We start from the raw sequence: 14,750 nt of genomic DNA on the forward strand, positions 1-14,750 counted from the left end.
ATGAAAGTAACGCAGCATATAGAAAAAGCCAACGGAAAATCATTATTCTCCTTTGAGATTTTACCGCCGTTAAAAGGACAAAATATTCAATGCATTTTTGACAGTATTGATCCGTTAATGGAATTCAAACCGCCTTTTATTGATGTTACCTATCATCGTGAGGAATATGAATTTAAAGAACTGCCGAATGGTTTACTGGAAAAGAAAATTGTGAAAAAACGCCCGGGAACGGTTGGAATCTGTTCGGCAATTCAAAATAAATATCAGGTAGATGCTATTCCGCATATTTTGTGTGGTGGTTTTACCAAAGAAGATACCGAGAACTTCCTGATTGATATGGATTTTCTTGGGATTGATAATGTAGTAGCGTTACGTGGAGATGCGGTAAAAAGCGAAATCTACTTTAAGCCCGAAAAAGAAGGGCATTCGTATGCAACGGAATTGGTAGCACAAATCAATAATTTGAATAATGGAATTTATCTTGATGCTGATTTGCAGAATACAAACAAAACCAATTTCTGTATTGGAGTGGCGGGTTATCCCGAAAAGCACATGGAAGCACCAAGTTTGGACAGTGATATTTATTTCTTAAAACAGAAAATCAAAAACGGAGCCGATTACATCATCACCCAAATGTTTTTTGATAATAAAAAATTCTTTGAATTCGTGGACAAATGCCGTGCTTCTGGAATCACTGTACCAATTATTCCAGGTCTGAAACCGATTTCCACTAAAAAACAGCTGAATTTAATTCCGCATCGTTTCAAAGTAGATTTGCCCGATGATTTAATTATGGCAGTGGTAAAAGCAAAAGACAACGAAGCTGTAAAAGAAATAGGAATCGAATGGTGTATCGCCCAAAGTAAGGAATTACAAAAAGCCGGAATTCCTGTCTTGCATTATTATTCGATGGGTAAAGCAGAAAATATCAGGACAATCGCAAAAGAAGTGTTCTAAATATAATACAAAAATAATTGAAAATCAATGATTTAAGTTGTTCCGTTTAAGTGTAAATATAAATAATTTTGCATAGGGACTTTTAAAAGTCTTTGGGAATGCCGATGCCCAAAGTAGGTTAATCTAAATTATTTTTAGTATGTCACTTGTAAAATGGAACAAAAAAGATTTATTCCCTGAATTTAATACAATGTGGGGAGATTTTTTTAAAGATGATTTTTTTAATCAGGGAATTCAAGTTGGAACCAGTATGCCGGCAGTAAATTTAAAAGAAAACGATAAAAAGTTTTCGGTTGAGGTAGCGGTACCCGGTTTTAATAAGGAAGATTTGAAAGTTGATGTTGAAAATGGTGTGTTGACTGTTTCTTCTGAAAGGGAAGAGAAGAAAGAAGAGAAAGACGGTGAAAAGATAACCCGCAGAGAGTTTAATTATAGTTCTTTCTCCCGAAGTTTTTCATTGCCGGAAAACGCAGATGAGAAATCAGTAAAAGCCTCTTATCAGGACGGAATGCTGAAAATTGATATTGATAAAACGAAAGAATCAGGAAAAAATAAAAATAAAATTGAAATTAAGTAGTGAAAAAAGCACTATGTAAAAACGAAGAGGGTGTCCAAAAAGTCGGTAAACTTGTCATTTTGATTAAAAGAAGAAATCATATAAGATTGATTATGGAATTCCTCGATAAATCCTAGTGACAAGCTAAAAAGTTGGTTTTCACTTTTAGGGCACCCTCTTCGTTTTTACATGGTTATATGATAGGAAAAGATTTCTTAACTTTTATTTTTTGCTTCGAGTTCCAGTAAATATTTTTTTCGCCAAAGCCCACCGCCGTAACCGGTCAATTGTCCGTTGGAGCCTATGACTCTATGGCACGGAATGATTATCGATATTCTGTTCATTCCGTTTGCATTGGCAACCGCTCTGACAGCTGTTGGGTTGTTTATAGCTTCTGCCTGTTGTTTGTAGGTTTTTGTCGATCCGTAAGCAATAGTTTGTAATTCTTTCCAAATGATGTTCTGAAATTCAGTGCCGGGTGTGCAGACTTTTACAGTAAATTTTTTTCGTGAGCCATTAAAATATTCTTCCAGTTCTTTTTCCAAAAGCTCAAAATGGATATTGTTCCCCTGGATGATAGTGGCATTGAAAAGTTTTACCAATGTTTTTATTTCTGTTTCAAGCATTTTTCTGTCTGTAAATTCCAATAAACAAATTCCTTCATCCACAGCACAGGCATACATTGTTCCTATAGGCGTTTCAATCCTTTTCAGGTTGATAATTTTTTTAGATTTGCTGTTTTTTGGAGAAACACCAAAAATTGTTTTAAATGAATCTCCAAATCCGCTTAAGGATTCATAACCTAACTCAAAAGCGGTTTCGGTGACAGCTTCTCCGTTTTGTATTTTTTTGAAAGCAGAATTTATTTTGAACATTCTTTGGTAAGCCTGAAAAGTCATGCCATGATTCTTCAGGAACCACCTTCTTATTTGATTGGGTTCAAGTCCGCGTTTTATCAAGTCATAATCTTTAAATTTCAGACCCGGATTTTCGGATAAGTCATTAATCAGTTCTTTTATAAATGCGGGTGTTTCATTCAGTTTTTCTAATGGCTTGCAGACTTTGCAGGGTCTGTATCCTTTTAAAATACAATCTTTTGCTGTTTTGAAAAATTCTACGTTTTCTATTTTAGGCTTACGGGCGTTACACGAAGGTCTGCAGAAAATTCCTGTCGTTTTTACGGCAGTAAAAAAGATTCCCTCAAATGAAGTGTCTTTGTTTACTGATGCCTGATACATGATTTCGTGTGTTAGTTCCATATTAAAATAAGGATTGAAAATTTTGGCCGGTTAAAATTGACTGAGCTGTTTCTTCCATCTTTTTATATCCAAAACCGTTTATGAAATTCCCCATACTGATTCTTTTTACGCCAAGTCCCGAAAGTGTTTCAAAATCCGGTAAATCCGGCATGCACATTACATTTACCGGTAAGTCAGTTTTTTTAATCACTTCCTTAATATCTTTTTCATTGGTGATACAAGGTAAAAAAATACCGTCAATCGAAATTGTCTGGTAAAGTTTTATTCTTTCAATTGCTTCATTTAAGGTGTTGGGCAGCTGCAGTAAAAAGGCATCGCATCTGATATTGATAAAAATGTCAATGTTGTTTTGTTTCAGCAGATTAATGAGTAAGGTTAATTTGTGTGAAAATTTATTTTTATCTTCTATTTGCCTTTTGCTGTTGAATACTGTTGAATCTTCAATGTTGATACCTGCAACATCCAGACTGTGAAGTGTTTGTATGTTTTTAAATATGTCTCCGGCAGTATTTCCAAATCCTGCTTCCAAATCAACTGTAAGGGGAAGCGTTGTATTCTGTGCAATTTTTTTGATAATAAATAAATAGTCTTCAAAAGGCATATTTTCACCGTCTTCATAACCCAAACTATGGGCAACCGCGGCGCTCGATGTCCCAATTGCCTGATATCTTGAGTTTTCGTATATTTTTGCGCTCTGCACATTCCAGACATTGCCCAAAAGCAGAGGTTGGTTTTGGGTGTGTAATTCTCTGAAAATCTGAACCTTACTTTTCATAATTCTGTTTGTTTAAAATTTAAGTAAAAGTATAGGCCGTAAAAGAGAGGTGCAACCGAAAAATTGACAACTATTTTTTTTCTAAAGTGAAGTAATTATTTTCAATGAATCCAATATGATGGATTTGGTGACCAATGATATTAAAGCCCATAGCTTCAATTGTAATGCGGTGTTTCCAATTGATGCCTGACTTTTGAAAGTCACTCTTGCTGAAAGTCTTAAACAGCTCAATAGTGGAATGTCTGACTGCGGTTAATTCTGAAATAATTTGTTCAAAACTTCTGTCGTTAGCCTTTGATTTCCGGGCCATTTCAGTTTCATCAAACGAAATCACAAAATCAGATTCATCCCTTGCAAAACGTAGTGTCCCTGCTGTTAAAATCCGCTCTGTGTCCGTAATATGCTGTAAAATTTCTTTAACGGTCCATTTACCGGGTTGATAGGTTTTGTTTCCAATATTCTTTAATAAACCCAGATCCAATTCGTCTATCTGCTGAATGCTCTTGTTGAAGGCATCAAACAAATCGATATCATCAACCCGATTGATGTATCTGTCAAAATATAAAGGGACTGATTTTATTTCAGAGCGTTTCATTAAAAAACCTGCCGTTAAATAGAATAAAGTTGATAAAGGAAGAATTACTTTGTCTTCTCTCTGAACACACTTTCTAAATCTTTGTTTTTCTGCGAAAGCTGTAATGTTTTTAATCCGTTGGCTTGTGCGAAATCAAAAACAGTAGAACGCATATCTTCGTTTGAAGTAAATGTCAGTTCCCAAATATTTCCGTTTAGGATGTGTGATGTAATATTAGGAATTTGAGCTATCAGGTTTTCTTCAACAGTTTTGTCAAACTCTACTTCAATGATTTGTTCATTGATTTCGGTGATAAGGCTGTCAATGTTATTATCAGCCACAATCTTTCCTTGATTAATGATGATCACACGGTCGCAGATGGCTTCCACTTCCTGCATAATATGGGTAGAAAGGAATACTGTTTTGTCTTTGCCGATATTTTTAATCAAATCACGGATTTCAACCAGTTGATTAGGATCCAAACCTGTGGTAGGTTCGTCCAGAATTAATACAGAAGGATTGTGTAATAGTGCTGTTGCCAGTCCAACACGTTGGCGGTATCCTTTGGATAACTGACCGATTTTTTTATGAGATTCCGGTGTAAGTCCTGTTAAAGAAATTACTTCGTCAATTCTTGATTTATCCACTTTATAGACATCCGCATTGAATGCCAGATATTCTTTTACGTACAAATCCAAATACAGCGGATTGTGCTCTGGTAAGTAACCAACCGATTTTTGAACGTCAATCTGGTTCGAGTTTACATCAAAGTCATTCACTTTGGCAATGCCGGCATCTGCATTGATATAAGTGGTTAAAATCTTCATTAAAGTCGATTTGCCGGCGCCGTTTGGACCTAAAAAACCAACAATTTCACCTTTTTTTACACTAAATGAAACATTGTCCAGCGCTTTTTGAGTGCCGTAGCTTTTAGAAATATTTTGAACTTCAATTGACATAATTCGGTTGTATTTACAGCAAAAGTAAGAATTTCAAATAAAAAGAACCGATAAAGTTTTTGGTTTAAAAAAATATTTATACTTTAGCACCTTATAAATCAAACAAGTGAAAAATTTCGCGACATATTATAACAGCTTTTATTTCTTCTTCTGGAACAGAAGCGGGGTTGTTATACTATAGATTTAATGTAAGATAGAATAATTAAATTTTTAAGATACAATCCCGATGATAACTCATCGGGATTTTTTTTTACACTGAAATTAGTTCAGAAGATGTCATAAAATCAAAAAGTATGAAAACCAAAGTTGCAATACAGGGAATTAACGGGTCATTTCATCAGCAGGTGGCTAACAATTATTTTGGAGATGAAATTCAAATCATTGAATGCAAGACTTTTAAAGATGTGGCTAAACAACTTAATAAAGGTACGGCTGATTATGGCGTCATGGCAATCGAAAATTCTATTGCGGGGGCATTGATACCTAATTACGCTTTAATTGATGACAACCATTTTAATGTTCTGGGGGAATATTTCCTGAAAATCAGTTTGAATTTGATGGTGTTGCCCGGACAAACTATTGAAGATGTAAAAGAAGTGCATTCGCATCCTATAGCATTGTTACAATGTGCCAAGTTTTTGGAAAAACACAAGCATATTAAAGTTATTGAAAGTTCGGATACAGCTATTACAGCTAAAAGAATTTACGATGAAAAAATGAAAGGAATTGCGGCTTTGGCAGGACCTACTGCGGCTCAGGTTTTTGAACTGGAAATAATTGCGCCTGAAGTACAGTCGGTAGAAAGTAGTATAACCCGATTTATGATTTTGGAAAAAGACAAGTCAGTTTTTGCACAGAATGAAATTAATAAAGCTTCAATAAAATTTGAATTGGATGACACCCCTGGAAGTTTGGCAACTATATTGAATGTTATGAATAATTGTAAACTGAATTTGACTAAAATCCAGTCGATGCCTATAGTCGAAAAGCCTTTCCAGTATTCGTTTTTTGTCGATGTGGTTTTTGATAAATACAAACATTTTGAAAAGGCAAAAAGTGTTTTGGAAATTATGACCACACATTTTAAATTGTTGGGAGAATATCAGTCGGGCGTGTTGCCTTTGAATCAAAATAAAAGTAAAGAAGAAATAATAGTTTTAAGCGTATAAAAAATGGAAATAAAGAAAGAAAATAGAAGTTGGCTGGATAATCTGCAATTAACACATCCATTGGTAATTGCAGGACCTTGCAGTGCCGAAACCGAAGAGCAGGTAATGGCTGTGGCAAATGAATTAAAAAATTCTGATGTGTCTGTTTTTAGAGCCGGAATATGGAAACCACGAACACGTCCCGGAGGATTTGAAGGTGTTGGGGCAATTGGTTTACCTTGGCTGCAAAGAGTAAAGGCGGCTACAGGTTTGTTGATCGCAACTGAAGTAGCAACTGCAGAGCATGTGAAACTGGCTTTACAGCATGATGTGGATATCCTTTGGATAGGTGCCCGTACTACTGTAAATCCTTTTGCGGTACAGGAAATTGCAGATGTTTTGCAAAATACAGATAAAATAGTATTGTTGAAAAATCCGGTAAATCCAGATTTGTCTCTTTGGATTGGCGGATTGGAGCGTTTGTATAATGCAGGAATCAAGAAATTGGGAATGATTCACAGAGGATTTTCGACTTATGATAAATCGAAATATAGAAATAACCCGGAATGGCAGATTGCTATTGAACTGCAAAACAAATTTCCGGATTTGGTGTTAATCTGTGACCCTTCACACATTACAGGTAAACGTGATATGATTCAGGAAGTGTCACAACAGGCTTTGGATTTGAATTTCGATGGGCTGATGATTGAAACACATTGCTCGCCTGATGAGGCATGGAGTGATGCCGCACAACAGTTAACACCGGATAGATTGAAACAAATGTTTATAGATCTTAAGGTTCGTAAAACGGATGATGAGACAGATGATTACCATCAGCGTATTTCCAAATTAAGAACACAGATTGATGAGTTTGATGAAAAACTATTGGAGATTTTAGGGAAACGTATGAAAGTTGCCGACCAGATTGGTGCGCTTAAGAAAGAGAAGAACGTTGCCATTTTGCAAAATACACGATGGAATGAAATTTTGGGGAAAATGATTTTAGATGGAGAAGAAAAAGGATTAAGTGAAGAATTTGTGTTAAAAATATTTAAAGCGATTCACCAGGAAAGTATTAATCATCAGGAAAAAGTTTATAAAGCAGATTAAATTTAAATTGTATTTTTGAAGAAAATTAGAGTAGTGGTTACTTCTGACTTCTGACTTCTAATTTATGATTTTAGAATGACAGGAATCGTATATAAATCCACCGGGAGCTGGTACACCGTTAAAACAAAAGACAACCAATTTTTGGAATGCCGTATTAAGGGTAAATTCCGTATTAAAGGAATTAAAAGTACTAATCCTATTGCAGTGGGTGATGTGGTCGATTATGATTTGGATACTTCGGCAGATGAGAATGTTGGTGTCATTACCAATATTCACGACAGAAAGAATTATATTGTCCGTAAATCGGTTAATCTTTCCAAACAGACCCATATTATAGCATCAAATATTGATGTGGTTTTTTTATTGGTTACAATAAATAATCCTGTTACGACAACCAGTTTTATTGACCGTTTTTTAGTGACGGCTGAGGCTTATGGTATTGAGGCTGTTTTGGTTTTTAATAAGATTGATACTTATGATGAAGCAACTTTAGATGATCAGCTTTATTTGCAATACGTTTATTCAAATATTGGTTATCAATGCTTGCGGGTTTCAGCTAAAGAAGAAAAAGGACTGGAAGATTTAAAGCATCTAATGAAAGATAGAGTTTCAATGTTTTCAGGTCATTCCGGCGTTGGAAAATCTACTTTGGTCAATGCTTTGGAACCCTCTTTGAATTTAAAAACCAAAGAAATATCCGAATCTCATTCACAGGGACAGCATACCACAACTTTTGCCGAAATGTTTGATTTGTCTTTTGGGGCTAAAATCATTGATACACCGGGTATCAGAGGTTTTGGAATTGTGGATATGGAAAAGCAGGAAATCGGAGATTATTTCCCAGAGTTTTTTGCTCTTAAAGATAAATGTAAGTTTAATAATTGTCTCCATAAAGAAGAACCGCACTGCGCTGTCAAAGAAGCCTTGGACAATGATGAAATTGCCTGGTCAAGATATAATTCATACCTGCAAATTTTGGAAGGGGATGATGAGATTTATAGGAATGATGTTTATAAAGATGGTAAAAACCAGGATTTAGACTAAAAATTTATGCGAGCTGTACTACAAAGAGTTTCCGAAGCATCTGTGACTATAGATGGGGGAAAAGTTGCAAACATTCAAAAAGGCCTTTTAGTATTAGTGGGAATTGAAGATGCCTCGAATCAGGAGGATATTGACTGGCTGACTTCAAAAATTGTGAATCTGAGGATTTTTGGTGATGAAAACGGAGTAATGAACCTTTCTGTTAAAGATATAGGCGGAGATATCATTGTGGTAAGTCAGTTTACACTTCATGCCGCAACAAAAAAAGGGAACCGCCCCAGTTATATAAAAGCTTCCAAAGCTGATTATGCTATTCCAATGTATGATTCTTTTGTAAAACAAATGGAATTAGAACTTGGGAAAAAGGTTCAGACTGGTCAATTTGGCGCAGATATGAAAGTAGCATTAATCAACGACGGCCCAGTAACCATAATAATTGATACAAAAAACAAAGAATAAACAAACAATAAATAATGAAACTAAATACTTTTTTATTAGTAAGTATATTTTTTACAACAATACTTTTTTCCCAAAATACAAAGCTTTCAGTGGAAAGTATTCCACAGGAACTGAAAGAAAACGCAAACAGTGTGATTAGAGATCAATTGATTTCTGTTGAAATTAAGTCGGTTTCTAATATGCTGACTACTACTCATAAAACCATAACTGTTCTAAACGAAAGAGGGTTAAGGAATTTAGATGTCGGGGAACAATATGATGAAAGTTGGGTGGTTAATAAAATTCAAGCAATAATTTATAATGCTCAAGGATATGAAATAAAAAAACTGAAAAGAAAAGATTTTTTTGATATCAGTGCATCCGGAGGCTCTCCGGAAATTACAGATACAAGAATACTTAGATTAAATTATACGCCTACACAATATCCGTTCACGATTGTTTATGAAAGTGAAGTGGAAACTATAAATACAGCTTTTATTCCCAGATGGTATCCTCTAGATGATTATTATGAAAGTGTTGAAAAAACAGAGTATAAAATAAAATATCCGGTTGACCTTGGTTTTAGATATAAATTAGTTGAATTGGATAAACTGAAAATTGATAAAGAAGAGAGTGATAATGAATTGCACTTTAAATTAGAAAATTTATCAGCAGAAAAACCTGAGGATTTGTCGGCTAAAAAGTTTGGTTGTATATTGTTTGGAACTAATGTTTTTTCCTTGGAAGGTGTTGAAGGCAAAGCAGATTCATGGAAAGAATTTGGAAGATGGATGAATGAAGAATTGCTTAAAAATACTAATGAATTACCGGAAATTACTAAACAAAAAATCAGAGCTTTAACAGCTGGTATAACAGATCCGATAGAAAAAGCGAGAATTGTGTACGATTATGTGCAAAATAAAACCAGATACGTAAGTATTCAGCTTGGAATCGGTGGTTGGAAGCCTATGTTGGCAAAGGATGTGGACCGGTTAGGTTATGGAGATTGTAAAGGATTATCAAATTATACCAGAGCACTGTTGGACGTTGTTGGCGTTACTTCATATTATACTATAATTTACGGAGGCTATAAAGAAAATATTGAGCCTGATTTTGTTTCTATGCAGGGGAATCATGCTGTCTTGGCAATTCCGTATAATAACAAATTAGTCTTTCTGGAATGTACAAGCCAGACGCAGGCTTTCGGTTTTGAAGGTGATTTTACTGATGACAGATACGCTTTGCTTATAAAACCTGAAGGAGGTGAAGTTGTTAAAACTAATGGGTATTTTGAAAATTTAAATTCTCAAATGACAAAAGGCAAAATAACGATGAATGAGGACGGAAAAACGCTGTTTAATGTGGAAATCAAGTATAAAGGAATTCAATACGAATATGCTAATAAAATTGAAAAACTGGTTCCTGAAAAAATAACTGAGAATTTTAAAGAACGGTATTCAAATATAACTGCTTTGCAAATGGATAGTTATAAGCTTAATAATGATAAGAAAAGCATTGAGTTTACAGAGCAAATTAAGTTTAGGGCAGAGAATGTGCTTAAGTTTGTAGGAAATGAAAAAATTTTAAATATAAATTTACTTAATGTAAATCAGTCCATACCTCAAAGATACAGGGTTAGAAAAACCGACTTTGAAATACAATATGGATTCGTGGATGAGGATGATATCACATTTGAAATTGATAAAAAACACAAAATAGGTTTTTTACCTGAAAAAGTAAAAATAGAAACAAAGTACGGAATTTATGAATCAGAAATAGTTGCTGAATCGAATAATGTTCTTCGTTATAAAAGAAGATTGTTTGTTAAGAAAGGAAAATATAACTCGGCAGAATATGATGAGTATAGGAAATTCAGAGAGGAGATAGCAAAATATGACAATTCTAAAATAATATTAAACTAAAATCAATTTATTAAAATGAGAAAACTTTTTTTAGCCTTTCTGGTATGTTCCTGTAATTTAATTTTTTCGCAAAAATATGAATTAGGGGAAGTTACGATTGATGAATTAAAACAAAAAAGACATGAGATGGACACCACCGCACCGGCCGCTGTTATTTTCAAAAAAGGAAAAACGGAATTTAATTATCGTTACGGAAGTGGTTTTACAACATCAACTGAAATTCAGGTAAAGATTAAAATATATAAAAAAGAAGGACTCGATTATGCAAATCAGGCAGTTAGATATTATAATGACGGGAGTGCTAAAGAGACTGTTAATGTATTGAGTGCTTATACTTATAATTTAACAGATGGTAAAATTGCCAAAACTAAAATGAGATCTGAAGGCGAATTCGACGAAAAAGTTAATAAGTTTTGGTCAGTCAAAAAAATTAGTTTTCCCAATGTCAAAGAAGGCAGTATAGTTGAATTCAAATACAGATTGTTATCTCCAAATTATGGAAGACTTAATGATTGGAGATTTCAGCAATCAATTCCGGTAAATTATTCAGAGTATTATACTTATATTCCTGAATATTTTACATATAATACTCATTTTAAAGGAACTCTGTTTCCTTTTGTAGAAAAAGACTGGAAAGAAAATAAATATGAAGGAACATATCAGGAAATGGTCAATCAAGTTGGAGGATTCAGATCTGAAAGCGGAACATATGAGGTAAAATACAAAGAGCATATAAATAAATATGTTTTAAAAAATATCCCCAGTATAAAAGAGGAAAAGTATGTAGATAATATTGAAAATTATTATGCAGCATTACAGCTTGAACTTTCATCAGTAAAAATTCCAAATCAGCAACTTGAAAATTATTCAACAGATTGGGAAACGGTTTGTACAAGAATTTATGAGAGGTCTGATTTTGGTGTTGAACTAAATAAGACAGGATATTTTGAGAATGATTTAAAAAATATTTTAAATGGTGTTACTGAAAAAAATCATAAGATAGCTCTGATTTTTAATTATGTTAAGTCAAAAGTTAAATGGAATGGATTTAACGGCTATCATTGTAATGAAGGGGTAAAAGCAGCGTATAAAAACGGTACCGGAAATGTTGGGGAAATAAATTTAATGTTGGTCGCAATGCTGCGTTATGCGGGTGTTGATACAAATCCAATACTTGTAAGTACAAGGGAGAATGGAATATCTTTATTTCCAAGCAGAACCGCTTTTGATTATGTGATTGCAGGTGTAGAAGTTGAAAATAGTATTATTTTGCTGGATGCTACTGAAAAATACTCACTCCCAAATTTATTGCCGGAGAGAGCAATAAACTGGAATGGACGTATTATAAGAAAAAACGGTTCTTCAGCTAAAGTTAATCTTAACCCTGGTTTTATTTCTAAAGAAACTACAAATATGCTTGTGAGTCTGAATCCTGAAGGTAAAATAGAAGGTAAAATCAGAACTCAAAAAAATGATTATACAGCTTATCAGTTTAGAAACAATTATAACTCATTGGCGGAAGATAATTATCTTGAGAGATTTGAAAAGAGATTGAATGATTCACAGGTGTCTGAATACAAAATTGAGAATAAATTAGAATTAGGAAAACCTATTGTTGAAACATTTTCTTTTGTAAATACTAATGAATTTGAAAAAATAGGTGACAAAATTTATTTCAATCCTTTATTGTTTTATAGATTGAATGAAAATCCATTTAAGCAGGAAAAAAGAGAGTATCCTGTAGACTTTACCTTTCCGGAGCAGGATAAGTACCAAGTGATTGTTACTTTGCCTGAAGGATATGTTGTTGAATCAATCCCTTCTCCTCTTAATTTGGTTTTTTCAGATAAGGCAGTAAGTTATTTGTTCAACATATCAAACAGCGGCAAACAAATTCAAATTATTTCTCAGTTGGATATTAATTCAAGTATAATAGCTCCAGATGATTACGATGAGTTGAAAGCATTTTTTAATGAAATTGTAAAAAAACAAACGGAGAAAATCGTACTTAAAAAAGTATAAGAATGAAATCAGCTCAATTGTTTGTTTCTATATTATTTCTTATTGTTAACTCTTTGTTTTCACAAGTTTTGGATTTGGAAAATGTAACGCTTGAACAATTAAATCAGAAAGAGCATCAGATTGATAAAGGTGTAGCAGCGGCTATTTTGTTTAAAAAAGCAAATACTAAGTTCAAATATAGTACAGAAAATGGATATCAATGTTATACTGAATTTGATGTTAAAATTAAAATTTTTAAAAAAGAAGGGATAAGTTGGGCTAATTATCAAATACCATATTATGTAGGCTATAATATACTAGGTAATGATATGGTAAATGTTGTCAAAGCATATTCCTATAACATTGTTGATGGCACAATTGTAAAAGAAAGAGTTAGCGAAGTTGGCCAAATTGAGCAAAGTGTAAATGATTCTTGGAAAATAATGAAAGTTTTTTTTCCAAATGTGAAAGAGGGAACAATTCTAGAAATAAAATATGTTCTTAAATCACAAAATTTAGGTGTTTTGCCTGATTTTCAATATCAATATGATATTCCTGTAGATTTTGCCGAGTATATTACAGAAATACCAGAATTCTATCTTTACAAAGGTATGAAAAATGGAAATGTTCCAATTGAAATAAACGAGTCCATCGAAGATGGAATAACCGCTTACACGGATAAGTATGATAACTCGAGAGGTCTTGTTCATAGGAAGATCAAAACAATTTATACAGTTAAAGATGTTCCTGCTTTAGTTGAAGAAGGTTTTGTTTCTCATAATAATAATTTTGGTAAAATAGAACATGAGTTGCAAACAATTAGAAGGCCTAATCAAAAGTTGCAACAAATATCAAAAACCTGGACTGATGTTGCGTTATCAATATATGAAACTAAGGAGTTTGGAAGTCAAATTAAAAAAAAATCATATTATAAAGATGATCTAACAAATTTGATTAAGGAATTCGATACCGAGAAGGTAAAGATGGAAAAAGTATTTAAATTTATCCAGAATAGAATGAGATGGAATAATAGGAATAGTTATATGCCTAAAAATTCTTTAGAGTACATTTACAAAGAAAAAGTGGGTAGTGCAGCAGAGATTAATTTGATTCTTATATCAATGTTGAGGGCTTCTGGTTTAAATGCTAACCCTGTTTTACTTAGTACAAAAGATAACGGTATAGCATTATTTCCTAATAGTTCGAAAATTAACTATGTAATTGCGGCAGTTGATATTAATTCTGATCGTTTTATTCTAGATGCAACTAATAAATTTTGTTTGCCTAATCTTTTACCGTTAAATGATTTAAACTGGAAAGGACAGTTAATGAAAAAAGATGGTGAGTGTGCGGAAATTGATTTGATGCCAAAAGTAATTTCAAAAATGAGTACTAATTTGATAGGATCTCTTAGTTCAGAAGGGGTTTTGTCAGGAAAAATTAAAAAAACTTATTTTGATTATCATGCTTTGAGTTTTAGAGAAATGATAGGGAAATATTCCGTTGAATCAATTGCTTCAAGGTTGGAAAATGATTTTAAAGGAGTTTATATTGATGATTATAAACTTGAAAATAACTATGATTTAAATAAACCAATTGTAGAATTTTATTCATTTAAAAAAGAAGGAGTATCAGAATTTTTTGGAGATAAAATTTATTTCGCGCCTTTGGAATTTATGGAAGATAATGTAAATCCTTTTCATCAGGAAAGAAGGGTGTCTCCAATTGATTTTGTATTTCCAAGCCAGAAAAAAAAGATAATTACAATAGATTTGCCTAAAGGATATTCTATTGACTCAATGCCAGCTACTTTGAGTTTAATGTTTAAGGATAATTTGTTGACATATAATTTTGCAATTGTTGCTATAGGTAATCAAATTCAAATTAATTCTGTTTTTGATATTAATGTAAGTTTAATTGCTCCTGAGGATTATGAAGAATTAAAGAAGTTCTATGCAGAAGTAATAAAAAAACAAACTGAAAAAATCGTACTTAAAAAAGTATAAA

The 14,750-nt window shown here is 33.1% G+C and carries 13 protein-coding genes; 9 read left to right on the top strand and 4 right to left on the bottom strand.

Going from position 1 to position 14,750, the window contains the following annotated elements; all coding sequences use genetic code 11:
• Entirely contained in the window at positions 1-957 is a 957-nt protein-coding gene (gene metF / locus EZM65_RS13280) for a methylenetetrahydrofolate reductase [NAD(P)H] (RefSeq protein ID WP_136669044.1), read from the top strand.
• 139 nt (positions 958-1,096) lie between these two features.
• Complete coding sequence (locus tag EZM65_RS13285; protein WP_136669045.1) at positions 1,097-1,534, top strand: Hsp20/alpha crystallin family protein; 438 nt, start codon at positions 1,097-1,099, stop codon at positions 1,532-1,534.
• Between the two features lie 194 nt (positions 1,535-1,728).
• On the opposite strand, the gene EZM65_RS15880 is transcribed toward EZM65_RS13285, so the two are convergent.
• From EZM65_RS15880 to gldA, 4 genes are all read right to left on the bottom strand, one after another.
• Positions 1,729-2,772: a methylated-DNA--[protein]-cysteine S-methyltransferase gene (locus EZM65_RS15880; RefSeq protein WP_136669046.1), complete on the bottom strand. Its 1,044-nt coding sequence runs from the start codon at positions 2,770-2,772 to the stop codon at positions 1,729-1,731.
• A gap of 1 nt (position 2,773) precedes the next feature.
• The gene (locus EZM65_RS13295) at positions 2,774-3,547 is read right to left on the bottom strand and encodes an isocitrate lyase/phosphoenolpyruvate mutase family protein (RefSeq protein WP_136669047.1); all 774 of its coding nucleotides are present in this window, start codon (positions 3,545-3,547) and stop codon (positions 2,774-2,776) included.
• A gap of 70 nt (positions 3,548-3,617) precedes the next feature.
• Complete coding sequence (locus EZM65_RS13300) at positions 3,618-4,142, bottom strand: DinB family protein (protein WP_136669048.1); 525 nt, start codon at positions 4,140-4,142, stop codon at positions 3,618-3,620.
• Positions 4,143-4,186: 44 nt separating this feature from the next.
• Entirely contained in the window at positions 4,187-5,080 is an 894-nt protein-coding gene (gene gldA, locus EZM65_RS13305) for a gliding motility-associated ABC transporter ATP-binding subunit GldA (protein ID WP_136669049.1), read from the bottom strand.
• Between the two features lie 293 nt (positions 5,081-5,373).
• Between gldA and EZM65_RS13310 the strand changes: the two genes are divergently transcribed.
• From EZM65_RS13310 to EZM65_RS13340, 7 genes are all read left to right on the top strand, one after another.
• Entirely contained in the window at positions 5,374-6,249 is an 876-nt protein-coding gene (locus EZM65_RS13310) for a prephenate dehydratase (RefSeq protein ID WP_136669050.1), read from the top strand.
• Between the two features lie 3 nt (positions 6,250-6,252).
• Positions 6,253-7,338, top strand: a complete 1,086-nt coding sequence (locus tag EZM65_RS13315) for a bifunctional 3-deoxy-7-phosphoheptulonate synthase/chorismate mutase type II (RefSeq protein WP_136669051.1) — start codon at positions 6,253-6,255, stop codon at positions 7,336-7,338.
• Positions 7,339-7,413: 75 nt separating this feature from the next.
• Positions 7,414-8,382: a ribosome small subunit-dependent GTPase A gene (gene rsgA, locus EZM65_RS13320; RefSeq protein ID WP_136669052.1), complete on the top strand. Its 969-nt coding sequence runs from the start codon at positions 7,414-7,416 to the stop codon at positions 8,380-8,382.
• 6 nt (positions 8,383-8,388) lie between these two features.
• The gene (gene dtd, locus EZM65_RS13325; protein ID WP_136669053.1) at positions 8,389-8,841 is read left to right on the top strand and encodes a D-aminoacyl-tRNA deacylase; all 453 of its coding nucleotides are present in this window, start codon (positions 8,389-8,391) and stop codon (positions 8,839-8,841) included.
• A 14-nt stretch (positions 8,842-8,855) separates the two neighbouring features.
• Entirely contained in the window at positions 8,856-10,742 is a 1,887-nt protein-coding gene (locus EZM65_RS13330) for a DUF3857 domain-containing protein (protein WP_136669054.1), read from the top strand.
• 15 nt (positions 10,743-10,757) lie between these two features.
• Complete coding sequence (locus EZM65_RS13335) at positions 10,758-12,764, top strand: DUF3857 domain-containing protein (protein ID WP_248574869.1); 2,007 nt, start codon at positions 10,758-10,760, stop codon at positions 12,762-12,764.
• Between the two features lie 2 nt (positions 12,765-12,766).
• Positions 12,767-14,749 carry a DUF3857 domain-containing protein gene (locus tag EZM65_RS13340; RefSeq protein WP_136669055.1) on the top strand — a complete coding sequence of 661 codons (1,983 nt, stop codon included), beginning with the start codon at positions 12,767-12,769 and terminating at the stop codon, positions 14,747-14,749.
• Position 14,750 lies beyond the last annotated feature (1 nt).

Origin of the sequence: Flavobacterium sp. H122 (assembly GCF_004959765.1) — a bacterium.
Lineage (GTDB): Bacteria > Bacteroidota > Bacteroidia > Flavobacteriales > Flavobacteriaceae > Flavobacterium.